The organism is Streptomyces sp. NPDC090106, from assembly GCF_044747265.1.
Taxonomy (GTDB): Bacteria; Actinomycetota; Actinomycetes; order Streptomycetales; family Streptomycetaceae; genus Streptomyces.
The window spans coordinates 192,490-213,685 of the sequence record NZ_JBIVDS010000017.1 but is presented as its reverse complement, the minus strand read 5'-3'; the positions used below and the strand labels follow the sequence as shown (position 1 = coordinate 213,685).

Genomic DNA, 21,196 nt, shown 5'->3' with positions numbered 1-21,196 from the left:
GCGGAGGAGGAGAGGGGCATCGCGGTCCGGGGGACGGCGTTCAGCAACAGACCTGGTCGAACTGGTCGGCGCGGCGGCTCACCCAGAACGGGTCGAGCAGCACCGTGTGTGCCGGGCCTGTGGTCTCCATGGCCGGGATCAAAGCACACGGGAGAAGGGGCGTCCACCACGCGTCCCAGCGGCTGAGACGGTCCGTCCGCCCTGGTGCGGTGCCGCCCGGGTGTGGTTACCTGGGCCCATGACCGTGCTCGTGACCCGCCGCCACGTCGATTACGTGCGTGTCACCACCACGGGCTGTTCCGCCGCGAGCTGACGCTCCGCTCCGGCTTCCGACCAGCTCTTTCTCTGCCTGACGGCATCTTTCCGCGCCTTGTGCCGCGCCCGTTCCCGGGCCCGGTCGCGCCCGTCTGCCCTCCCCTCCGCCGTTCCTTCCCACCACCGTTCACCCTCCGCACAGGGAGCAGCACCATGAGCCAGCAGCCCATCGACTCGGTCACCGCGGGGCACACCCCCGAGGAGTCGCCCGCCGGACCCGACACCTCCGCCTGGTCGTTCGAGACGAAGCAGATCCACGCGGGCGCCGCGCCCGACCCGACGACGGGCGCGCGGGCGACGCCGATCTACCAGACGACGTCGTTCGTGTTCCGGGACACCCAGCACGCCGCCGACCTGTTCTCGCTCGCGGAACCCGGCAACATCTACACCCGCATCCACAACCCCACCCAGGACGTCTTCGAGCAGCGGATCGCCGCGCTGGAGGGCGGTGTGGCGGCGGTCGCGCTGTCCTCCGGGCAGGCGGCGGAGACCCTCGCGATCCTGACGCTGGCGAGCGCCGGCGACCACATCGTCTCCAGCACCTCGCTCTACGGCGGCACGTACAACCTCTTCCGGCACACGTTGCCGAAGCTGGGCATCGAGGTGTCGTTCGTGGACGACCCGGACGACGTCGAGGCGTGGCGGGCGGCGATCCGCCCCGAGACCAAGGCGCTGTTCGCGGAGACGCTCGGCAACCCGCGCGGCAACGTCCTCGACGTACGGGCGGTCGCGGACGTGGCGCACGAGGCGGGCGTGCCGCTGATCGTGGACAACACGGTCCCGACTCCCTATCTGCTGCGGCCCCTTGAGCACGGCGCGGACATCGTGGTGCACTCGGCGACGAAGTTCATCGGCGGGCACGGCACGGCGATCGCCGGCGTGGTGGTCGACGGCGGGACCTTCGACTTCGGGGCGCACGCCGAGCGGTTCCCCGACTTCACCGAGCCGGACCCGAGCTACCACGGCCTCCGGTACTGGCCGGCGCTCGGCCCGGGCGCCTTCGCCGTAAAGCTGCGTGTGCAGCTGCTGCGCGACCTCGGTCCCGCGCTCTCCCCGCACTCGGCGTTCCTGCTGCTCCAGGGTGTGGAGACGCTGAGCCTGCGCATCGAGCGCCACTCGGCGAACGCCCAGGCGCTCGCCGAGTGGCTGGAGCAGCGCGACGAGGTCGCCGCCGTCCACTACCCGGGACTGCCGTCCAACCGCTGGTACGAGGCGGGGCGGACGTATCTGCCGCGCGGTGCGGGCGCGGTGCTGGCGTTCGAGCTGCGGGACGGGGTGGAGGCGGGCAAGCGGTTCGTGGACGCGGTCGAGCTGTTCAGCCATCTCGCCAACATCGGTGACGTGCGCAGCCTGATCATCCATCCGGCGTCCACGACCCACAGCCAGCTGGACGAGGCGCAGTTGGCGGCCACGGGCACCTCGCCCGGTCTGGTGCGGCTGTCGGTGGGCATCGAGAGTCTCGACGACCTGAAGGCGGACCTGGAGGCCGGGTTCCGCGCGGCCAAGGGCGCGGACGAGGACACGGCCGAAGACACGGCCAAGGGCGCGGACGGCGCCGGGAGCGCGTCCGAGGGCACGTCCTGAACACCGTACCGACTCCGTCCGGGACTCCCCTTCCGCCGGCCTCCGGGGCCTGGCGGGAGGGGGACCCTCCCGGGCGCCGGCAGTGGTACGAGCCGGAGAAGCCGCCGGCGCTGGAGGCCGGCGGTGAACTGCCGGGCGTGCGGCTGGCGTTCGAGACCTGGGGGCGGCTCGCGCCGGACGCGTCCAACGCGGTGCTGGTGCTGCACGCCCTCACCGGCGACAGCCATGTCGTCGGCCCCGCCGGGCCCGGCCATCCGACGCCGGGCTGGTGGGACGGGTTGATCGGCCCCGGCCGCGCCCTGGACACGGACCGCTGGTTCGTCGTGGCGCCGAACGTGCTGGGCGGCTGCCAGGGCAGCACCGGACCGTCGTCCCTCGCGCCCGGCGGCGGCCACTGGGGCGGCGCCTTCCCGTTTCTGACGCAGCGGGACCAGGTGGCGGTCGAGGCCGGTCTGGCGGACGCGCTCGGTGTCGGACGGTGGGCGCTGGTGGTCGGCGGTTCGATGGGCGGGATGCGGGCCCTGGAGTGGGCCGTCGGGTATCCGGAACGGGCCGGGGCGCTGCTGCTGCTCGCCACGACGGCCGCGGCGAGCGCCGAGCAGATCGCCTGGGCGAACGTCCAGCTGCACGCGGTCCGCGCCGATCCGCACTGGCGCGGCGGCGACTACCACGGCACCGGGCGGGGGCCGGACGCCGGCCTCGGACTGGCCCGACGGCTCGCGCACGTCACCTACCGCAGCGAGCCGGAGCTCGCCGTCCGCTTCGGCCGGTCGTCCCAGGGCGCGGAGGACCCGTGGGCCGGCGGCCGGTACCAGGTGGAGTCCTATCTGGACCACCACGCGGCCAAGCTGGTGCGCCGGTTCGACGCGGGCAGCTATGTCGTCCTGTCGGAGGCCATGAACAGCCATGACGTGGGCCGCGGCCGGGGCGGCATCCGCGCGGCGCTGCGCCGGGTCACGGCCCGCACGCTCGTGGCCGGTGTCGGCTCCGACCGGCTCTATCCGCCCTCCCAGCAGGCCGAGCTGGCGGCCGGGATCGGGAGCGCGGACCGGCTCCGGGTGATCGAGTCGCCGTACGGGCACGACGGTTTCCTCATCGAGGTGGAGCAGGTGGCCGCGCTGGTGCGCGAGCTCCTGCCGTGACCAGGGCGCGTCCGTGGAGTCCCGTCCACGGCCTAGCGGGTGAGGAAGTCGGAGAGGCCGGTCAGCAGGCGGTCCACGTCGGTGGAGTCGTTGTAGGGCGCGAGGCCGACGCGGAGGCCGCCGGTGTCGCCCAGGCCCAGGTGCCGGGAGGCCTCGACGGCGTAGAAGGAGCCGGACGGGGCGTGGACGAGGCGTTCGGGTGCGGCGAGGAAGGCGTACGCGTCGGCGGTGTCGTGGTTCTCGAAGGTCAGCAGCAGGGTCGGGGTGCGGTTGTCCGCCCTGGAGTGGACGGTGATCCCGTCGAGGGCGGCCAGCCCCTTGTCCATCTGGGCGCGCAGGGTGTCCTCATGTGCTTCGAGGGCGGCGTAGGAGGCGGCGAGGCGTTCGCGGCGCGTTCCCGTGGCGGCCGGGTCCAGGCCCGCGAGGAAGTCGATCGCCGCGGTGGTCCCGGCAAGGAACTCGTAGGGCAGGGTGCCCAGTTCGAAGCGTTCGGGGACGGCGTCGGTGGAGGGCAGCAGCTTGTCCGGGTGCAGCGTCTCCAGCAACTCCGGCCGGGCGGCGAGGACTCCGTGGTGCGGTCCGAGGAACTTGTACGGCGAGCACACGTAGAAGTCGGCGCCGAGCCCTTCCAGGTCGACGAGCGAGTGCGCGGCGTGGTGGACGCCGTCGACGTAGAGCAACGCGCCCGCCGCATGGACCAGTTCGGCGATCTCGGCGACGGCGGGGCGGGTGCCGATGAGGTTGGAGGCGGCGGTGAGGGCGACCAGCCGGGTCCGCTCGGACAGCAGCGCGCGGATCACGTCGGCGCCCAGCTCGCCGGTGGCCGGGTCGAAGTCGGCCCAGCGGACGGTGGCTCCCGCCTGCGCGGCGGCCTGGATCCAGGGGCGGATGTTGGAGTCGTGGTCGAGCCGTGTGACGACCACCTCGTCGCCCGGCGCCCACGTCCGGGCGAGGGTGCGGGACATGTCGTACGTCAGTTGCGTGGCGCTGCGTCCGAAGACGATGCCCGCCGGGTCGGCCCCCAGCAGGTCGCCGAGGGCGGCCCGGGCGCCGGTGACGAGCGCGTCGGCGTTGCGCTCCCCCGGGGTCGTGCGGCCCCGGTTGGAGAGCGGGCGGGCCATGGCGTCGGCGACGGCGTCGATGACGGGGCGCGGGGTCTGGGTGCCGCCGGGGCCGTCGAAGTGGGCGGTTCCGGCCGCGAGGGCGGGGAACAGGGCGCGGACGGCGGCGATGTCGTACGGCGTCTGGCGGGTCATGCGAGGCTCCTTCGCGCCCGGACGGTGTGTGTCCTCCCGGCGACCCCCGCGCGAGCGGTTCCGAGGGGATCACCGCGACCACCGTACGCACACCCGCCCGCATGGTCGCGTGGCGGTGCTGATCTTTCTCGCGGCGGCGGGGCACGTCAGGACGCCGGCACCTATGAGCCGGTCGTGCCGCTCGCGCCGGACAGGTCCTGGAGTTCGCCGCCGATCTCGGGGCGGGCCTTCTTCAGGAGGGCCGGCTTGGCGCTGACGACCCACTGGGTGCCGACGAGGTAGGTGCCGCCGTAGACGGAGGCCGCGTCGAGCCAGGTGTCCTTCAGCCTGTCCTCGGGGAACGTGGTGATGAGGTAGTCGCCCGCCGTGCCGTGGCAGACGCCCTCGCGCAGTTCCTCCGCCTCGGTGCGGATGCTGACCTCGCAGCCGAGCAGACCGCCGATCACCTCGACCCTGGCCGGTGCCACCACCCCGCCCGCCGGGGCCGCGGTCACGGTGGACCCGGCGGCGGCCCGGCTGCCGCCGTCGCCCCCGCCGGAGCAGCCGAGGGCGGGGGCGAGACAGGCCACCGCGAGCAGGCGGGGGATGAAGGGTCGCTGTCGGGGCACGTGCCGCTCCGTTTCGCACGGGTGTGTGCCCAGAGGTACGCGCCCGCGCGGGCGCTCGTTCAGCTCACGAGCCCGGCCGTGGTGAGCCACTCCTCGGCGACGTCGCTCGCATCCTCCTTGTCGTTGACGAGCTTCTTCATCATGTTCTGGAGGTCCGCGGTGGTGAGCTTCGCGGAGACGCCGTTGAGGGCGGACCTGGCGGTGTCGTCGACCGCGGACTTGTTGACGAGGGGCGTGACGTTCTGGGAGGAGAAGAGGCTCTTGGGGTCCTCCAGGACGACCAGGTCGTCCTCGACGATCGCGGGGTCGGTGGTGTAGATGTTCGCGGCCTGCACCTTGTCGTCCTTGAGCAGCTTCAGCAGGGTGCTCTGGGCGCCCGCGTCGAGGGGCTGGAACGTCCCGAACTCCACGCCGTAGACCTTCTTCAGGCCCACGCCGCCCTGGGTACGGGTCTTGAACTCCGAACCGGCGCCGATCGTCCAGTCCTTGGCGACGGACTTGAGGTCGGCGAGGGTCTTCAGGTCGTACTTGGCGGCGGTCTCGGCGGTGACGGTGACGGAGTCCTTGTCCTGGGCCTCGGCCGAGTCGAGGATCTCCACCGAGTCCGGGAGCTTCGCCTTGAGTTCGGTGTTGATGTCCTCGGTGCTGGTCGCGGTGCTGTTCTTGTCCACCGCCACGGCGAGCAGGGCGCCGTTGTACTCGGGGAAGACACCGATGCCGCCCTTGACGACCTGGTCGTAGTAGACCTCGCGCGCGCCGATGTCGAACTTGCGGGTGACCTTGAGTCCCTTGCTCTCCAGGGCCTGTGAGTAGATCTCGGCGAGGAGCTGGTTCTCGGGGAAGTTCGCGGAGCCGACGACGATGGACTTGCCGCTGCCGCTGTCGGCGCTGTCGCCGGCCAGCGGGTTGTCGTCGCTGTCCCCGCCGCTGCCGCAGGCGGTCAGCGCGAGGGCGGCGATCAGGCCGAACGCGGCGCTGCGGTGGATGGCTCTCATGGGTGTTTCCTCTCTCAAGAACCCCTGGGGGCTCAGGACTTCGTCATGAACCGGTGGGGGTTCAGGACTTCGCCGCAGGGGTCCGCAGACCCGGCGACACGAGCAGGCGCCGCAGCGCGGTGAACAGGATCTGGACGACGAGGGCGAGCGCGACGACGACGGCGGAGCCGCCGATGACGAGTTCGTAGTCGTTGCGGGAGAGCCCGTCGACGATGAACCGGCCGAGCCCGCCGAGCCCGGGGTAGGCGGCGACGGTCGCGGTGGCCACGACCTGGATCGCGGCGATGCGCAGCCCGAGCAGGATCAGCGGCAGCGCCATCGGCACCTCCACCTTCGTCAGGACCTCCCAGCCGGTCATGCCGACGCCGCGGGCCGCGTCCCGGGTGGCGGGGTCGACGCCCCGGACGCCCTCGAAGGTGTTGATGAGGACGGGCGGCACGGCGAGCGCGGTGAGGGCGATGAGCACGGGTGCGGTGCTGAGCCCCGCGAGGGTGACGACGAGGACGACCAGGCCGAAGGTGGGGACGGCCCGCGCGAGGTTGGCGACGGAGGCCACGGCGAACGCGCCGCGCCTGGTGTGTCCGACGAGCAGCCCGAGGGCCAGCCCGATCACGGCCGCGCACAGCAACGACAGCCCGCTGTAGGTGAGGTGTTCCAGGAGCCGCTGCGGGATGCCCTCGTCGCCGCGCCACTGGCCGGGCGAGGTCAGCCAGTCGGCGACGAGCCGGACCTGGTTCAGGACGTCGTTCATGCCGTGCTCCTGGACCAGGGGGTGAGCAGCCGCTGCGCCAGCACGAGCAGCGCGTCGGTGACGAGCGCGAGCAGCATGATCAGCACGATGGCGGTGACGATCGGGGTGGGGAAGTCGAGTTGGAGGCCTCGGGTGATGTAGTAGCCGAGCCCGCCCTGTCCGATGAGCTGTCCCACGGCGACGAGGCTGATGGAGGAGACCGCGGCGACGCGCACTCCGGCGATGACGACGGGAACGGCGATGGGCAGTTCGACCTGGACGACCCGTCGCACCGCGCCGAAGCCCATGGCGTCGGCGGCGAGCCGCACCGGTTCGGGTACGGCGCCCAGACCGTCCACGACGCCCGGCACGAGCACGGACAGCGTGTAGAGGGTGAGCGGGATCATGACCGTCTGCTCGGTGAGCCCCGTGTACCGCACGAAGATCATGAACAGGGCCAGCGACGGTATGGAGTAGAGGATGTTGGCCACGGTCAGCACCGGTGGGTAGAGCCAGCGCCAGCGGTGGCAGGCGATCCCCAGGGGCACCGCGACGATCAGCCCGAACAGGACGGGCAGCAGTCCGAGGCGCAGGTGCAGGCCGGTGTAGTCGGCGAGTTCACCGGCGTGGTCGCCGATCCAGTCCCAACGGACCAGCGGTTCGTCGTCGTTCATCGGGCACCGCCCGTCAGCTCCTGCGCGCCCGCGACTCCCACGGCGGTCCCGTCGGTGTCGAGGGCGACCGCGAGCCGGGCGGGTGACAGGAGCGCCGCGTCCAGGGCGGCCCGCGCCGAGTCGCCGAGGAGGCTGAAGCCGGGGCCGAAGGGCTTCAGTTCGACGTCGGCGAGGGTGCCGCCGGCGGGCAGTGCGCCGGTCTCGGCCCAGCCGAGGGGTCGCCGTTCGCCGTCGAGGACGAGGAGCCAGGGTTCCCCGGCCGCGCGGGCCACGGACACGGGCGTCTCCGCCGGCAGCAACGGGCCGTCACGCAGGGGCACTTCGGAGCCCTTGACGAAGGACAGACGGCGGATGCCCCGGTCCTGGCCGACGAAACCGGCGACGAAGTCGTCGGCGGGCTCGGCGAGCAGCCGCTCGGGGCTGTCGAACTGGGCGAGTACGCCGCCGGTGCGGAAGACGGCGATGGTGTCGCCGAGCCGGACGGCCTCCTCGATGTCATGGGTGACGAAGACGATCGTCTTGTGGAGTTCCTTCTGGAGCCGCACCAGTTCGGTCTGCAGCTCACCGCGCACGATCGGGTCGACGGCGCTGAAGGGCTCGTCCATCAGCAGGACGGGCGGGTCGGCGCCGAGCGCCCGGGCCACTCCGACGCGCTGCTGCTGTCCACCGGAGAGCTGGTTGGGGTAGCGCTTGCCCGACTCCGCCGGCAGGCCGACGAGTTCGAGCAGTTCCGCCGCCCGCGCGCGGGCCTTCCTGCGGCTCCAGCCGAGCAGCAGCGGCACGGTCGCGATGTTGTCGAGGACGGTGCGGTGCGGGAACAGCCCGGCGTGCTGGATGACGTATCCGATGCCGCGGCGCAGCTCGGGCGCGTGCACCTCGCGGATGTCCCTGCCGCGCAGGCTGACGGTGCCCGAGGTGGGCTCGACCATGCGGTTGATCATGCGCAGGGTGGTGGTCTTGCCGCAGCCCGAGGGGCCGACCAGGACCGTGATGCCGCCCTCGGCCAGCTCCAGGGACAACTCGTCCACGGCGGTCGTCCCGCCCGGGTACTTCTTGCTCACCGCATCGAACCTGATCAAGACTGCCCCTACACCCGACTGCATATGGTCATGCAGGGTTACCGGTGACTGAATGGCAGTCAATGCTCTTTCGTGAACGGCGTATTACGTTCCTGAGAAATTGACATAATCGCAGGTCAGAGGCAGGGAGACAGTTCCATGGAACCGGTCTGGTTCACCTTTCTGAACGGCGCGGACATCGCCCGTCTGCACCTCACCGACGCCGAGATCCTCGACGCGGTCGAGGACGGACTGCGGGCCCAGGGCCTCGGGAGGACGGTGATCGAACCCCGCGTCCATCTCGTCCCCGACCCCGCCTTCAACGGTCACTTCAACGTCCTGCGCGGCTACGTCGCCCCGCTCTCGCTGGCCGGTGTCAAGATCGTGGGCGACTACGTCGACAACTACCGCCAGGGCCTGCCGTCCGAGATGGCCCTGCTGAACCTCTTCGACCCGCGCACCGGGATGCCCGTCGCCGTCGTCGACGCCACCGCCCTCACCGAGATGCGCACCGGCGCGCTCACCGCGCTCGGCGCCCGCCATCTGGCCCGGCAGGACTCCAAGGTGCTCGGACACATCGGCGCCCGCGCCACCTCGTACTGGAACGTCCGGCTCCTCGACCGGCTCTTCGACCTCACCGAGATACGGGTGCACTCCCGCCGCCCCGAGAGCCGTCGCGCCTTCGCGGAGCGGCTGGAACGCGACCTCGGCAAGCCGGTGACCGTCACCGACGACTGGCGGTCCTGTGTCGAGGGCGCGGACATCGTCGTGGAGGCGTCCCGCCTGGAGCGCCCCGAGCCGCTCCTGAGGACCGAGTGGATCTCCCCCGGCGCCCTGGTGGTGCCCTACGGCACGAACAGCGCCGTGGAGCTGGACCTGACCGACGTCATGGACAAGGTCGTCGTGGACGACTGGGGGCAGGCGCACGCGGGACCGTTCGGCGCGCTGCGCGCCCACGTCGACTCCGGCAGGCTCAACAAGGGCAATCTCCATGGCGAGTTGGGCGAGATCGTGGCGGGTCTGAAGCCCGGCCGGGAGAGCCCCGGGGAGACGAACCTGTTCTGGCACCGCGGTCTCTCCCTCTCCGACATCGCCCTCGGCGCGGCGATGCTCCGCAAGGCCGAGGAGCTGGGCCTGGGACAGAAGCTGCGGTTCTCGTGACGGCCCGCGGAACGGTACGCGTCGACGGCCGCACGCTGTCGTACGACGATGTCGCCGCCGTGGCCCGCGACGGCGCCCGAGTCGCCCTCGCCGAGGAGGTGTTGCCGCGCCTCGAACGGGAGCGCGCCGTCGTCGAGGACGCCGTCGACCGGCAGGTGCCGACCTACGGTCTGACGACCGGGCTGGGGTCCCGCTCCTCGTTCGCGCTGCCCCGCGCGGAGCTCGAACGGTTCAGCGTGCGCACGGTGCGCGGGCGCGCCAACGCGGTCGGCGATCCGCTGCCGGTGCCGGTCGTGCGGGCCGCGCTGCTCGCGCGGGTGTCCGGGCTCGCGGGCGGGGGCAGCGGGGTGGGGCCGCAGGTCGTGCGGCTGCTGGTGGACCTGCTCAACGCGCGGGTGCATCCCGTGATCCCCGAGGTCGGCTCGATCGGCGCCTCCGATCTGTGCCAGATGGCCCATGCCGGTCTGGTCGTCCTCGGCGAGGGCCGCGCCGAGTACGGGGGCGAGGTGCTCGACGGGGCCACGGCGCTGCGCCGGGCGGGTCTCACCCCGGTGCGTCTCGGTCCCAAGGACGGGCTCGTGCTGTGCGGGGCGAGCCCACTGGCGGCCGGGGCGGGTGCGCTCGCGCTGCACGAGACCGCCGCCGTCCTCAGCCTCGCGCAGACGGTGACCGCCCTGACGTACGAGGGGTTCCGGGCGAACACCAGCCCGCTCGACCCGCGGGTGCTCGCACTGCGCCCGGCTCCTGGACAGGCCCGCGCGGCACGGGAGTTGCTGGCCCTGCTCGACGGCGGCGAACTGGGCGACCCGCGCCGCGCGCGGCGCGTCCAGGACCCCGTCAGCCTGCGCTGCTCGGCCCAGGTGCACGGCTCCGCGTACGCGGCGCTGGACTTCGCGACGGCGGCGCTCGGTCCCGAACTGAACGGGTGCGGAGACAACCCGGTGGTCCTGGCCGGCGACGAGGAGGGCGCCGGGACCGGTGGCACGACCGACCCTGACCTCGGCTCCGACCCTGACCTCGGCTCCGGCGCGATCGTCTCCTCCGGCAACTTCCACACCCCGGCTCTCGCGCTGGCCCTGGACACGCTCGCGCTGGCGCTCGCCCAGACCGCGGCGGTCTCCGGCGAGCGGATGCGACGGCTGCTCGACCCGGCGGTGAGCGGTCTGCCGGCGAACCTGTCGCCGTACGGCCCGGAGCGCTCGGGGTTCGCGCCGCTGGCCAAGACGGCACAGGCGCTGGTCACCGAGGTGCGCATGCTGGCGGTGCCGGTGTCCGTGGACCCCCGGCACGGCGCGGACGCCGTCGAGGACGACTCGACCAACGCCTCCCTCGGCGCGCGCCGTCTCTCCACGCTGCTGGGCCGGGTGCGTCAGCTCCTCGCGGTGGAGGCCGTGGTGGCGGCGCAGGCGGTGGACCTGGCGGCGCCCTCCGCGCTGGGGCGGGGCCCTGCGGCGCTGCACCGTGCGGTCCGCGCGCTGGTGCCGCCGCTGGACGACGACCGGCCCTGCGGGGTGGACGTGGAGGCGGTGGACCGCGAGATCATGGACTCCGATGACGTGCGGCGCGCTCTGGGCGCCCTGGCGGGAGGAACGTCTTGACCACCGTCGACGTGCACCAGCACCTGTGGAGTCCGGAACTGCTGGCCGCCCTGCGCGCCCGCCGCGAGCCGCCCCGCCTGGACGGCTGGACCCTGCTCCTGGACGGCGAACCGCCCTACGAGGTGCCGCCGGCCGCCCATGATCCCGCCCTGCGTGCGGCGATCGCCGCCGACGACGGGCTCGGCCTGGCCCTGGTCTCGCTGTCCGCGCCGATCGGCGTGGAGTGGCTGCCCGACGCCGAGGCGCGGCCCCTGCTCGACGCCTACCACGAGGGCGCGCTCGCGCTGCCGGAGCCGTTCGGCGCGTGGGCCGCCGCCGGGGTGCGGGACATCGACGCCAAGGGCGCGGCCGAGGACCTGGACCGGGGCTTCGCCGGACTCCAGCTGCCGGCCAACGCCCTTGCGGACGAGGACGGTTACGCCCGCTGCGGCCCACTGCTCGATCTGCTCGAAGAACGGGACCTGCCGCTGTTCGTGCACCCGGGGCCCGCCCCCGGGGCGTCCGCGGGCCCCGGCTGGTGGCCCGCGATGGTGCCCTACGTGCAGCAGATGCACGCCGCGTGGTTCGCGTTCCAGGCGTTCGGACGGCCCCGCCGCCCCCGGCTGCGGGTGTGCTTCGCGCTGCTCGCCGGGCTCGCCCCGCTGCACGGGGAGCGGTTCGCCGCCCGCGGGGACGGGCCGGCCCGCCCCGACCCGGGCGTGTTCGTCGAGACGTCCTCGTACGGGCCGCGCGCCGTCGAGGCCGTCGTGCGCGCCCTCGGGGTGGACGCCGTCGTCCAGGGCTCGGACCGGCCGTACGCGGAGCCGCCGCAGCAGCCCGGCTTCGGCCTGGGCGGCGCGGCGGCGTACGCCTTCCGGATTGCCAACCCGCGGCGGCTGCTGACGGGGTGAGTTCGGCCGGCGGTTTGTGAACGGCCGATTGCCGTCTCTTGGCGACGCCCAGGATCCGGGTACCGGGCCACCGGACCGTGCAAGGATCTTCCGGTCCGAGGATTCCCGCCGGAGCAGACCGGAAGAGACGTACATGGCACGCGTGATCGTGGTCAGCGGAGGCGGTACCGGCATCGGCCGGGCCGTCGCCGAGCGGTTCGCCCGGGACGGGGACGAGGTCGTGGTCATCGGCCGCCGGGCCGACGTCCTGGAACGCGCGGCGGCGGAGATCGCGGAGGCGGGAGCCCTCGCCAAGGTGGTGCCGCTCGCCGCCGACCTCGCCGAACCGGCCGAGGCCGACCGGGTGCGGGAGGTCCTGGGCCGCGAGTACGGCAGGGTCGACGTGCTCGTGCACAGCGCGGGCGGCAACGCCGCTCTCGACGCCCCGCCTGCGGAGGGCAGCCCGGCCGCGCGGGCCGCCGCGCACTGGACGGGCAACTTCCGCGCCAACGTGCTGACCACCGTCCTGCTCACCGAGGCGCTGCGGGACCTGCTCGCCTCGCCGGGCGGACGGGTGGTCCTGCTCAGCTCGATCGCCGCCTACCGGGGCTCCGGATCCGGCTCCTACGGCGGCGCGAAGGCCGCGCTCCACCCGTACGCGTACGATCTCGCCGCCGCGCTCGGCGGACAGGGCGTCACCGTGAACGTGGTCGCGCCCGGGTACACCGCCGGGACGGAGTTCTTCCGGGGCGCCCTGTCGGCGGAGCGGGAGCGGACCCTCGTCGGCCAGACCAGCACCGGCCGGGCGGGCACCCCGCAGGACGTCGCCGAGACCGTGCACTGGCTCGCCTCCCCCGCGTCCGGTCACGTCACCGGCCAGATCGTCCAGGTCAACGGCGGCGCCGAGCGGGGCCGTTGACCCGCGATCCTGCACCGGACGTCTGAACGGGGGCCGCCCCGGGGCTACTCGGCCGGGAGCGGGACCTGCCACACCAGTGCCGTACCGCCGCTCTCCGGTCCGCCCAGTTCGAGTGCGCCGCCCAACTGCCTCGCCCGTTCGGCCATGTTGCGCAGGCCGCTGCGGCGGCCGTCCGGCGGGATGCCGACCCCGTTGTCGGTGACGGCGAGGCGCAGCCGGCCGGCTTCGGCCGTGAGGACGATGTCGGCGCGGTCCGCGTGGGCGTGGCGGGCGATGTTGGTGAGCGCCTCGGAGAGGACGGCGACCGCGTGGTCGGCGATCTCGCGGGGGACGTCGGTGTCGAGGAGGCCCTCCATGCGCACGCTGGGCGCGAAGCCGAGCACCGCCGCCGCCTCCCCGGCGATCCGGACCACGCGGGCACGCAGCCCGGTTCCGCCGGAGCCCTCGCGGGAGCGCAGACCGAAGATGGTCGACCTGATGATCTTGATGGTCTCGTCGAGGTCGTCGACCGCGCGGACCACGCGCTCGGACGCCTCGGGATGCTCGATGAACCGGCCCGCGCTCTGGAGGGTCATGCCGGTCGCGAAGAGCCGCTGGATGGCGAGGTCGTGCAGATCGCGGGCGATCCGGTCGCGGTCCTTGAGGACGGCGACCTCCTCGGCGTCCCGGCGGCGCTCCGCGAGCTCCATGGCGACGGCGGCCTGCGCGGCGAAGCTCAGCAGCGGATCGGTCTCCTTGTCGGTGAAGACCGTCCGGCCCGCCGCCCGCATCAGCAGGACGACACCGCGCACCCCGCCCTCCCCGGTGCCGACCGGTACGGCCAGCGCGGGGCCCAGGCCCGTGAAGCGGGACCGCCGCGCCGCCACCCGCTCGTCGAGACAGACGTCCGGGGTGGTGACCGGCGCGACCGTCGAGAAGGCCTCCCCGATCAGCGAGCCGTCGACGGGCAGCACCAGCCCGCGCAGGGTCTCCGCGCCCGGTCCGATGGCCAGCTCCACGCTGAGCGAGTCGGTGTCCTCCATCGGCACCGCCACCATCGCCAGCGTCGCCCCGGTGATCTCCCGGGCCCGGTCGGCGATCAGCCCGAGGACCTCGCCCCGGTCGGCGCCGGACATCAGGCTGCGGGTGATCTCCGCGGTCGCGCTCAGCCAGCGCTCCCGCAGCCGGGACTCCTCGTACAGGCGGGCGTTGTCGATGGCGACCCCGGCGGCCACGGCGAGCGTCGAGGTGACGGAGACGTCCTCCTCGTCGAACTGCGCGCCGCCCCGCTTCTCGGTCAGGTACAGATTGCCGAAGACCTGCTCACGCACCCGGATGGGCACCCCGAGGAAGGTGTTCATCGGCGGATGGTTGGGCGGGAAGCCGTAGGACGCGGGATGCTCGGAGATCTTCGCCAGGCGCAGCGGCGCCGGGTGCCGGATCAGCTCGCCGAGGATGCCGTGGCCCTCCGGGTAGGGGCCGATCCGGGCGATCTGCTCCTCGGTGACGCCGACCGTGTGGAAGGCCGACAGCCGCCTGCCGTCCGGGCCGATCACACCGAGCGCCGCGTACTCGGCGTCCACGAGGACGGCCGCGGCCTCGACGATGCTGTGCAGCGCCTGCTCCAGGTCCAGCTCACGGCCGACCGCGAGCACCGCCTCCAGCAGGCTGTGCACCCGGTCCCGGGTGCCGCGTGCCGCGTCCAGCCGGGCCTGCAGCTCCTCCAGCAGTTCGTCCAGCCGCAACTGCGGCAGCCGTACCCGGGCCTCCCGAGGCTCCTCGGCGCTTCCCACCTGCGTCTCCTCCGCTCCCCTGCGCGGTCGCTCACCAGCCGCTGCGATCACTGTCCACGCTACCGACCGGGACCGGCCCGCAGGGACCGTTCGGCCCCGTGAAAGCGCCGACGGGCCCCTGTCGCCGCGCGCCCGCCGGTGCCACGGTCGACAGGGCGCCGGTGCCGGCGTCCGTGCCGGCGCGGCCACGCACCGCGTCCGTCATGCGTCCGTTCCGTGCTTCCCGAGCAGAAGGCAGGGCCATGAACCGCTCACCGTCGGTCCCCCGGCAGCGACTGGACCGCGTCATCGTCGCCAGCCTCGACGGCCCCGCCCGGTACCAGCCGACCGTCCACTGGGCGTGGGAGGAGGCGACCCGGCGCCGTCTGCCGCTGCGCGTGGTCCACCACGCCGGGTCCGGCGCCCTCGCCGACGCGCAGCTCCTCGTGACCGGGTTGCGGGACACGGACCCGGCGCTGCTCCCGGGCTGCCCGGTCGTGCTGGTCCCCGAGGCGACCGCCCCGTCACCGGACGCCGAGATCGTCCTGGGCGTCGACGCCCGCCGTCCCTGTCCGGCCGCCGTGGACTTCGCCTTCGAGGCCGCCGGGTCCTGGGGCGTGCGTCTGCGGGCCGTGCACGCCTGGCAGTTGCCCGCCGCCAGGGCCGAACTGCCCTTCGCCGTACCGGAGGAGGACCGCGCCACCTGGGAGGACGAAGAGGTGCAGACGCTGCGGGACGCGCTGCGGCCGTGGCGCGGGGACCACCCCGAGGTGCGGGTCCTCGAGGACGTCCGGCTGCTCGCGCCGGCCCGTGCGCTGGTCCAACGGTCCGCGCGGGCCGGGCTGGTGGTCGTCGGACGGGACGGCGGACGGTCGCCCGGGACGACGGTGCGGGCCCTGCTGCGCGACGCGCGCTGCCCGGTGGCCGTGATCCCCGCGTGAGGGGCGAGGGCGCGTGCCGGGCGCCGCGGGTGCTGTGCGGGACTTTCGCCACACCCCCCAGGGGCCCTGACCGGCGGGCCGTCCGGGTGCGCGCCGCCGCGCCGGAACGTACGGTGGCGTCCGGATGGGGACGCGGCCCGGACGGGCCGTCCCACGAGGCGGCGGAGGCGGCATGGCCGACAAGGGCGCGGCGAGGCTGCCGCGCAAGACGTACGAGCGGGAACTGCTGCGGCTCCAGACGGAGTTGGTGAAGCTCCAGGAGTGGGTGCGGGCCACGGGCGCCCGGCTCGTCGTCGTCTTCGAGGGGCGGGACGCGGCGGGCAAGGGCGGCACGATCAAGCGGGTATCGGAGCATCTCAACCCGCGCGTCGCCCGGATCGCGGCCCTGCCCAAGCCGACCGAGCGCGAGCGCACCCAGTGGTACTTCCAGCGGTACGTCGAGCATCTGCCGGCCGCCGGGGAGATCGTGCTGTTCGACCGGTCCTGGTACAACCGGGCCGGTGTCGAGCACGTGATGGGGTTCTGCACCAAGCGGGAGTACCAGCTCTTCCTGCGCCAGTGCCCCCAGTTCGAGCGGATGCTGGTCGAGGACGGCGTCCTGCTGCGCAAGTACTGGTTCTCGGTGAGCGACACCGAGCAGCAGGAGCGTTTCCGGCGCCGCCTGGAGGATCCGGTGCGCCGCTGGAAGCTCTCCCCGATGGACCTGGAGTCGATCACCCGCTGGGAGGCGTACTCCCGGGCCAAGGACGAGATGCTCGTGCACACCGACATCCCCGAGGCGCCGTGGGCCGTCGTGGAGAGCGACGACAAGCGGCGGGCGCGGCTGAACTCGATCGCCCATCTGCTGGACTCCGTGCCCTACCACGAGGTGCCGCCGCCGGTGCTGGAACTGCCGGGCCGCCCGCCGTCGACCGGGTACGAGCGCCCGCCACGGGACCTCCAGACGTACGTGCCCGACCACGCGGCGACGCTCTGAGCGACGGCCGCGCCCCGGGCGGGCCGGGTGGCCCGCCCGGGAGGCCGAGTGGCCCATGGGCGAGCGGGGCGCCGGACGCCAGGCTGGTGTCAGGAGAAGCCGGCACCCCCGCCCGGGAGGCACCCCATGATCACCACGCCCACGCCCAGCATGCTGCGCGCCCTGCCCGCGGAGCACCGGCACCGGCTGATGAGCGTCGCCCGCGAGGTGTCCTTCCCGCAGGGCGCACGTCTGTTCGAGGAGGGGGGCAGGGCCGACCGTTTCTGGGTGGTCCGCACGGGCACGGTGGAGCTCGACATGCGGGTGCCGGGACGGCGGTCCGCCGTGATCGAGATCCTGCGGCACAACGAACTCGTCGGCTGGTCCTGGCTGTTCGCCCCGCACGTGTGGCACATGGGCGCCGAGGCGACGACCCCGGTGCGGGCGTACGAGTTCGACGCCACGGCCGTCCGGCTGATGTGCCAGGACGACCCGGCGCTGGGCAGCGCCGTCGCCCAGTGGGTCGGTGACGTGCTCGCCCACCGGCTGCGCTCGGCCCGTACCCGGCTGATGGACCTGTACGCCCCCTACGGCGCGGGCGGCACCGTCTGAGCGGGCGCCGCGCACCGGAGCGACTGGGGCCGGTCGGCCCTAGTGCGCCCCGCCCCCGGCGAGCGATGATCGCCCTCACGAGCGGCCCGCAGTCCGCGCGCCACCGGAACGAGGGATCGTCATGGCCGAGACACGCAGTTTCACGGAGCAGGACCCGATCCGCGTGTTCCTGCTGGACGACCACGAGGTCGTGCGGCGCGGCATCACCGACCTCCTCGACGCCGAACCGGACATCTCCGTGGTCGGGGACGCCGACACCGTCGAGCACGCCCTCGTCCGCGGCCCCGCCCTGCGTCCCCATGTCGCCGTTCTCGACGTCCGTCTCCCGGACGGCGACGGCATCACGGTCTGCCGTGAACTGCGCAGCCGTATGCCGGAGTTGGCGTGTCTGATGCTGACGTCCTTCGACGACGAGGACGCGCTGCTCGACGCCATCATGGCCGGCGCCTCCGGCTACGTCCTCAAGCAGATCAAGGGCTCCGACCTGGTCTCCGCCGTCCGCACGGTGGCGTCCGGCCAGTCCATGCTGGACCCCGCGACGACGGCCCGCCTGATGCGCTCCCTGCGCGCCGACCCCGCCGAAACCCCTTCCCTCTCACCGGAGTTGGCGAGCCTCTCGCCCCGGGAACGGGACATCCTCGCGCTCATCGGCGACGGCCTCACCAACCGCGAGATCGGCAAGAAGCTCTTCCTCTCCGAGAAGACCGTCAAGAACCACATCTCCCGTCTGCTCGCCAAGCTCGGCGTCCAACGCCGCGTCCAGGCGGCGGTCCTGGCGTCCCAGCTGGAGCAGCCGGAGCCGGGGGACCGCCCGGGCAGGTGAGCGCGGGCCGCCTCGGCCGAAGTACGTCTGTCCCCACCCGGCGGGGCCCGGCAGACTGGGACGCCGGCCGGCTCGCGTCGGGTGACCGTGATCCGTCGTGGCCGCGCGCGTCCACGGCACGCCCGGTCACCGATGCCGGCGGGCCGCCCATCTGGCCGACCGTCCTCGGGAGACTTGGGTGACTTGGCAGACCTGCGCGACCTGGGTGAGCAGAACACTCCGCACCACCGCCGGACGTTCCCGCGTGATCGCGTCGGTGACGAGCCTGCCGGCCGTGATCGCGCTGGCCGTGTCCGGCACGGTCCCGGCGAGCGCGGCACCGTCGCCCGGCGCCGCTTCCGTACAGAGCACGCGGGCCGTCGTCGAAGGTCTCGGGATCGCCGGGACGAGCTGGGCCGTGGATCAGGGCAGCGGGCGCCTGCGGGTCCTCGCGGACTCCACGGTCGCGGCCACGGACCTGGCAAGACTGCGGCGGGCCGCCGGTGCCGCGAACGTGGAGCGGGTCGAGGGACAACTGCGCACCCTCGTGTCGGGCGGTGACGGGATCTACGCGTCGGCGTACCGCTGCTCGGCGGGGGTCAACGTGCAGAGCGGCTCGACGTACTACTTCCTGACGGCGGGCCACTGCACCCAGGCCGCGTCGACCTGGTCCACCAGCGCCGCGCTCACCACGGCGATCGGCCCGACCGTCGCCACCAGCTTCCCGGGCGACGACTTCGGCCTCGTCCGGTACACCAACACGGCCGTCCCCCGCCCCGGCACGATCGGCACCGTGGACGTCACCGGCGCGGGCACCGCCTACGTGGGGCAGGCGGTGTGCCGTCGGGGCGCGGTCACGGGCGTGCGCTGCGGGGTGGTGAACGCGCTCAACGTGACCGTCAACTACGCGAGCGGCGCGGTCGTCCGCGGCCTCATCCGCACCAACATCTGCGCCGAGCCCGGCGACAGCGGCGGCCCGCTGTACGCCGGCGACAAGGTCATCGGCATCCTCTCGGGCGGCTCGGGCGACTGCACGTCGGGCGGCACCACCTATTACCAGCCGATCCAGGAAGCGCTCAGCGTCTACGGGGTGAGCGTCTACTGATCCCGGGCGTCCCTGACGTCCCTGACGTCCCTGACGTCCCGGCCGCCCGTCAGGGCCGGATGTTCTCCAGGTCCTCCAGCAGGCCGGGATGCTTGGGCTCCCAGCCCAGTGCCTGGCGGGTGCGGGCGCTGGACGAGGGCTGGTCGCTCGCGAAGATCTGGCCGAGGGGGCCGAAGGCCTCCGCGGGGACCGGCCGGACCGGCAGGCCGAGGCGCCGGCCGATGACGGCGGCGATGTCGCGGACCCGGTCCCCCTCGTCGTCCACGGCGTGCCAGGCCGTGCCCGGTTCCGCCCGCTCCAGGGCGAGACGGAAGAGGACCGCGGCGTCGAGCGCGTGCACGGCCGGCCAGCGCTGCGCGCCGTCGCCGGGGTAGCCGGACACGCCGGTACGGCGCGCGATGTCGGTCAGCAGGCCGGCGAATCCGCCGGCGCCCTCGTTGTGGACGGTGCGCGGCAGGCGTACGGCGCTGCTGCGCACCCCGCGCGAGGACAGTTCCAGGACCGACGTCACCGAGCGGCCCCGGCCGCCGACCGGCCCGTCGGTCATCAGCGGGTCGGTCTCGGTGGAGGCGCGGCCGGGCACATGGGGCGTACCGGAGCAGACGACGAAGGGGCGCTCGCTGCCGACGAGTTCCTCGCCGAGCGCCGCGAGGGCGGCGCTCTCCTCCGCGACCGACCTGGCGATGCTGTCGGGGCTGCTGAAGTCGTGGCCGAAGGCCAGGTGGATCACCCCGTCGGCGCGGGCGGCGCCGTCGCGGAGCGCGGCCAGGTCGGCGAGGGCGCCCCGGACGGGTGCGGCGCCGGCCGCCGCCACGGCCCGCGCGGACGCGTCGGAGCGGGCGAGTGCGAGGACGGTGTGGCCGTTGCCGGTCAGTTCGGCGACGACGGCGGACCCGATCAGACCGGTGCCGCCGGTGACGAAGACGCGCATGGGGAACTCCCGAGAAGTGATGGGACTCTTGTCCCATCACCGTACCTCAGTGATGGGACAAGAGTCCCATCACTTATGATGGCGACCATGGGCAGATGGGAACCGGGCGCACGCGAACGCCTCGTCATGGCCGCTGTCGACCTGTTCACGGAGCAGGGGTACGACGCCACGACGGTCACGCAGATCGCCGAACGCGCGGGGGTCACCAAGAGCACCTTCTTCCGGCACTTCCCCGACAAGCGCGAGCTGCTGGTGGCGGGACAGGAGACGCTGAGCCGTCTGCTGACCGAGGGGATCGCCGAGGCGCCCGCCCACGCGAGCCCGCTCGAGGCGGTCGCCGCCGGTCTGGAGCGCGCGTCGGGCGCGATGGGCCCCGTCAGCCGCGAACTGGCGCCACGCCTGAAGGCGGCGGTCGCCGCCAGCGCCGAACTCCAGGAGCGCGACGCGCTCAAGAGCGTGAGCCTCGCGGCGGCGATGACGGCCGCCCTGGTCGCCCGCGGCGTGCCCGACGCGACGGCGGCCCTGGCGGGCGAACTGGGCGTCCTCGCCTTCAAGCGCGGCTACGGCCGATGGTCCGAAGGCGCCCGCGACGGCACGGACGAGCTCGCCGGGTTCACCCTGGCGGCCCTGGACGAACTGCGCGCGGCGAGCGCCTCGCTGGGATGAGCGGCACGGGGGTCAGGAACCCGCGAGGAAGCTGACCCGGACCTTTCGCTGCGGGTTGTCGCGGTTGGTGTCCACCAGGCACACCGACTGCCACGTCCCGAGCTCCAGCCGGCCCGCCACCACGGGCAGCGTGGCGTGCGGCGGGACGAGGGCCGGGAGGACGTGGTCGCGGCCGTGGCCGGGGCTGCCGTGGCGGTGCTGCCAGCGGTCGTCGGCGGGCAGGAGGGTGTGCAGGGCGGCGAGGAGGTCGTCGTCGCTGCCCGCGCCGGTCTCCAGGACGGCGATGCCCGCGGTGGCGTGCGGGACGAAGACGTTGAGGAGGCCGTCGCGCCCGGCGGCGGCCTCGCGCAGGAACGCCTCGCAGTCGGCGGTGAGATCGACCACGCGCTCCGAGGAGCCGGACGTGATGTTCAGGACCCGGGTGGTGAACGCATCTGACATGCGTCCATCCTCGCCCACCCGACGCGGGCGCGGAGGACCGCCGCCCCCCGGACCCGAGGGAGACCCGAGGGAAGATCCGCGCC

20 protein-coding genes and 1 pseudogene are annotated in these 21,196 nt (G+C 73.5%); 12 read left to right on the top strand and 9 right to left on the bottom strand.

Translation table 11 applies throughout. The annotated features are described in order from the left end of the window. Positions 1-468 precede the first annotated feature (468 nt). A pseudogene (locus ACIPSE_RS40695) lies at positions 469-1,827 on the top strand (bifunctional o-acetylhomoserine/o-acetylserine sulfhydrylase); the annotation flags it as partial. 68 nt (positions 1,828-1,895) lie between these two features. Next, positions 1,896-3,041, top strand: a complete 1,146-nt coding sequence (locus ACIPSE_RS40690) for a homoserine O-acetyltransferase (protein ID WP_401673594.1) — start codon at positions 1,896-1,898, stop codon at positions 3,039-3,041. A gap of 32 nt (positions 3,042-3,073) precedes the next feature. Here ACIPSE_RS40690 and ACIPSE_RS40685 read toward each other — a convergent pair whose 3' ends face one another. The 6 genes from ACIPSE_RS40685 to ACIPSE_RS40660 all read right to left on the bottom strand — a co-directional run bounded on the left by ACIPSE_RS40685 (position 3,074) and on the right by ACIPSE_RS40660 (position 8,383). After that, the gene (locus tag ACIPSE_RS40685; RefSeq protein ID WP_401673504.1) at positions 3,074-4,297 is read right to left on the bottom strand and encodes a cysteine desulfurase-like protein; all 1,224 of its coding nucleotides are present in this window, start codon (positions 4,295-4,297) and stop codon (positions 3,074-3,076) included. Positions 4,298-4,458: 161 nt separating this feature from the next. After that, the gene (locus tag ACIPSE_RS40680; RefSeq protein ID WP_401673502.1) at positions 4,459-4,905 is read right to left on the bottom strand and encodes a hypothetical protein; all 447 of its coding nucleotides are present in this window, start codon (positions 4,903-4,905) and stop codon (positions 4,459-4,461) included. A 59-nt stretch (positions 4,906-4,964) separates the two neighbouring features. Further along, positions 4,965-5,900 carry an ABC transporter substrate-binding protein gene (locus ACIPSE_RS40675; protein WP_401673499.1) on the bottom strand — a complete coding sequence of 312 codons (936 nt, stop codon included), beginning with the start codon at positions 5,898-5,900 and terminating at the stop codon, positions 4,965-4,967. Positions 5,901-5,961: 61 nt separating this feature from the next. Beyond that, a complete protein-coding gene (locus ACIPSE_RS40670) occupies positions 5,962-6,651 on the bottom strand; it encodes an ABC transporter permease (RefSeq protein ID WP_401673496.1) in 690 nt (229 codons plus the stop codon). Continuing rightward, the gene (locus tag ACIPSE_RS40665; protein WP_401673494.1) at positions 6,648-7,304 is read right to left on the bottom strand and encodes an ABC transporter permease; all 657 of its coding nucleotides are present in this window, start codon (positions 7,302-7,304) and stop codon (positions 6,648-6,650) included. Before ACIPSE_RS40665 ends, ACIPSE_RS40670 begins: the two co-directional genes overlap by 4 nt. Next, positions 7,301-8,383, bottom strand: coding sequence for an ABC transporter ATP-binding protein (locus tag ACIPSE_RS40660; protein WP_401673492.1), 1,083 nt, complete (start codon positions 8,381-8,383; stop codon positions 7,301-7,303). The genes ACIPSE_RS40665 and ACIPSE_RS40660 overlap by 4 nt, the downstream gene beginning before the upstream one ends. A gap of 138 nt (positions 8,384-8,521) precedes the next feature. Here ACIPSE_RS40660 and ACIPSE_RS40655 point away from each other — a divergent pair, with 138 nt between their 5' ends. From ACIPSE_RS40655 to ACIPSE_RS40640, 4 genes are all read left to right on the top strand, one after another. Beyond that, positions 8,522-9,523, top strand: coding sequence for an ornithine cyclodeaminase family protein (locus ACIPSE_RS40655; protein ID WP_401673491.1), 1,002 nt, complete (start codon positions 8,522-8,524; stop codon positions 9,521-9,523). Next, the gene (locus tag ACIPSE_RS40650; protein WP_401673489.1) at positions 9,520-11,121 is read left to right on the top strand and encodes an aromatic amino acid lyase; all 1,602 of its coding nucleotides are present in this window, start codon (positions 9,520-9,522) and stop codon (positions 11,119-11,121) included. Before ACIPSE_RS40655 ends, ACIPSE_RS40650 begins: the two co-directional genes overlap by 4 nt. Beyond that, on the top strand, positions 11,118-12,011 hold the full coding sequence (locus tag ACIPSE_RS40645; RefSeq protein ID WP_401673487.1) for an amidohydrolase: 894 nt from the start codon (positions 11,118-11,120) through the stop codon (positions 12,009-12,011). Before ACIPSE_RS40650 ends, ACIPSE_RS40645 begins: the two co-directional genes overlap by 4 nt. Positions 12,012-12,144: 133 nt before the next feature. Further along, positions 12,145-12,909, top strand: coding sequence for an SDR family NAD(P)-dependent oxidoreductase (locus tag ACIPSE_RS40640; RefSeq protein WP_401673485.1), 765 nt, complete (start codon positions 12,145-12,147; stop codon positions 12,907-12,909). A 44-nt stretch (positions 12,910-12,953) separates the two neighbouring features. Here ACIPSE_RS40640 and ACIPSE_RS40635 read toward each other — a convergent pair whose 3' ends face one another. After that, the gene (locus ACIPSE_RS40635) at positions 12,954-14,681 is read right to left on the bottom strand and encodes a GAF domain-containing protein (RefSeq protein WP_401673482.1); all 1,728 of its coding nucleotides are present in this window, start codon (positions 14,679-14,681) and stop codon (positions 12,954-12,956) included. Positions 14,682-14,923: 242 nt separating this feature from the next. On the opposite strand from ACIPSE_RS40635, the gene ACIPSE_RS40630 reads away from it, so the two are divergent. The 5 genes from ACIPSE_RS40630 (at position 14,924) to ACIPSE_RS40610 (ending at position 19,075) form a co-directional block, all read left to right on the top strand. After that, on the top strand, positions 14,924-15,601 hold the full coding sequence (locus tag ACIPSE_RS40630; RefSeq protein ID WP_401673480.1) for a universal stress protein: 678 nt from the start codon (positions 14,924-14,926) through the stop codon (positions 15,599-15,601). A 172-nt stretch (positions 15,602-15,773) separates the two neighbouring features. Continuing rightward, complete coding sequence (gene ppk2 / locus ACIPSE_RS40625; protein ID WP_401673477.1) at positions 15,774-16,577, top strand: polyphosphate kinase 2; 804 nt, start codon at positions 15,774-15,776, stop codon at positions 16,575-16,577. A 126-nt stretch (positions 16,578-16,703) separates the two neighbouring features. Beyond that, positions 16,704-17,168, top strand: a complete 465-nt coding sequence (locus tag ACIPSE_RS40620) for a cyclic nucleotide-binding domain-containing protein (RefSeq protein WP_401673474.1) — start codon at positions 16,704-16,706, stop codon at positions 17,166-17,168. Between the two features lie 121 nt (positions 17,169-17,289). Then, the gene (locus ACIPSE_RS40615; RefSeq protein WP_401673472.1) at positions 17,290-17,991 is read left to right on the top strand and encodes a response regulator; all 702 of its coding nucleotides are present in this window, start codon (positions 17,290-17,292) and stop codon (positions 17,989-17,991) included. A 244-nt stretch (positions 17,992-18,235) separates the two neighbouring features. Then, positions 18,236-19,075: a S1 family peptidase gene (locus tag ACIPSE_RS40610; RefSeq protein WP_401673591.1), complete on the top strand. Its 840-nt coding sequence runs from the start codon at positions 18,236-18,238 to the stop codon at positions 19,073-19,075. A 49-nt stretch (positions 19,076-19,124) separates the two neighbouring features. Here the strand turns inward: ACIPSE_RS40610 and ACIPSE_RS40605 are convergent, their stop codons facing one another. Next, the gene (locus tag ACIPSE_RS40605) at positions 19,125-20,006 is read right to left on the bottom strand and encodes an SDR family oxidoreductase (protein ID WP_401673470.1); all 882 of its coding nucleotides are present in this window, start codon (positions 20,004-20,006) and stop codon (positions 19,125-19,127) included. Positions 20,007-20,093: 87 nt separating this feature from the next. Here ACIPSE_RS40605 and ACIPSE_RS40600 point away from each other — a divergent pair, with 87 nt between their 5' ends. Continuing rightward, entirely contained in the window at positions 20,094-20,672 is a 579-nt protein-coding gene (locus ACIPSE_RS40600; protein ID WP_401673468.1) for a TetR/AcrR family transcriptional regulator, read from the top strand. Positions 20,673-20,684: 12 nt separating this feature from the next. On the opposite strand, the gene ACIPSE_RS40595 is transcribed toward ACIPSE_RS40600, so the two are convergent. After that, positions 20,685-21,113 carry a secondary thiamine-phosphate synthase enzyme YjbQ gene (locus ACIPSE_RS40595; protein WP_401673466.1) on the bottom strand — a complete coding sequence of 143 codons (429 nt, stop codon included), beginning with the start codon at positions 21,111-21,113 and terminating at the stop codon, positions 20,685-20,687. Positions 21,114-21,196 lie beyond the last annotated feature (83 nt).

What these genes read in the sequence shown, in the direction of transcription:
- ACIPSE_RS40640 (WP_401673485.1), top strand. Translation starts at nt 12,145, where the DNA reads ATGGCACGCGTGATCGTGGTCAGCGGAGGCGGTACCGGCATCGGCCGG.
- ACIPSE_RS40620 (WP_401673474.1), top strand. Translation starts at nt 16,704, where the DNA reads ATGATCACCACGCCCACGCCCAGCATGCTGCGCGCCCTGCCCGCGGAG.
- ACIPSE_RS40655 (WP_401673491.1), top strand. Translation starts at nt 8,522, where the DNA reads ATGGAACCGGTCTGGTTCACCTTTCTGAACGGCGCGGACATCGCCCGT.
- ppk2 (WP_401673477.1), top strand. Translation starts at nt 15,774, where the DNA reads ATGGCCGACAAGGGCGCGGCGAGGCTGCCGCGCAAGACGTACGAGCGG.
- ACIPSE_RS40665 (WP_401673494.1), bottom strand. Translation starts at nt 7,304, where the DNA reads ATGAACGACGACGAACCGCTGGTCCGTTGGGACTGGATCGGCGACCAC.
- ACIPSE_RS40595 (WP_401673466.1), bottom strand. Translation starts at nt 21,113, where the DNA reads ATGTCAGATGCGTTCACCACCCGGGTCCTGAACATCACGTCCGGCTCC.
- ACIPSE_RS40615 (WP_401673472.1), top strand. Translation starts at nt 17,290, where the DNA reads ATGGCCGAGACACGCAGTTTCACGGAGCAGGACCCGATCCGCGTGTTC.
- ACIPSE_RS40685 (WP_401673504.1), bottom strand. Translation starts at nt 4,297, where the DNA reads ATGACCCGCCAGACGCCGTACGACATCGCCGCCGTCCGCGCCCTGTTC.
- ACIPSE_RS40670 (WP_401673496.1), bottom strand. Translation starts at nt 6,651, where the DNA reads ATGAACGACGTCCTGAACCAGGTCCGGCTCGTCGCCGACTGGCTGACC.
- ACIPSE_RS40675 (WP_401673499.1), bottom strand. Translation starts at nt 5,900, where the DNA reads ATGAGAGCCATCCACCGCAGCGCCGCGTTCGGCCTGATCGCCGCCCTC.
- ACIPSE_RS40630 (WP_401673480.1), top strand. Translation starts at nt 14,924, where the DNA reads ATGAACCGCTCACCGTCGGTCCCCCGGCAGCGACTGGACCGCGTCATC.
- ACIPSE_RS40605 (WP_401673470.1), bottom strand. Translation starts at nt 20,006, where the DNA reads ATGCGCGTCTTCGTCACCGGCGGCACCGGTCTGATCGGGTCCGCCGTC.
- ACIPSE_RS40600 (WP_401673468.1), top strand. Translation starts at nt 20,094, where the DNA reads ATGGGCAGATGGGAACCGGGCGCACGCGAACGCCTCGTCATGGCCGCT.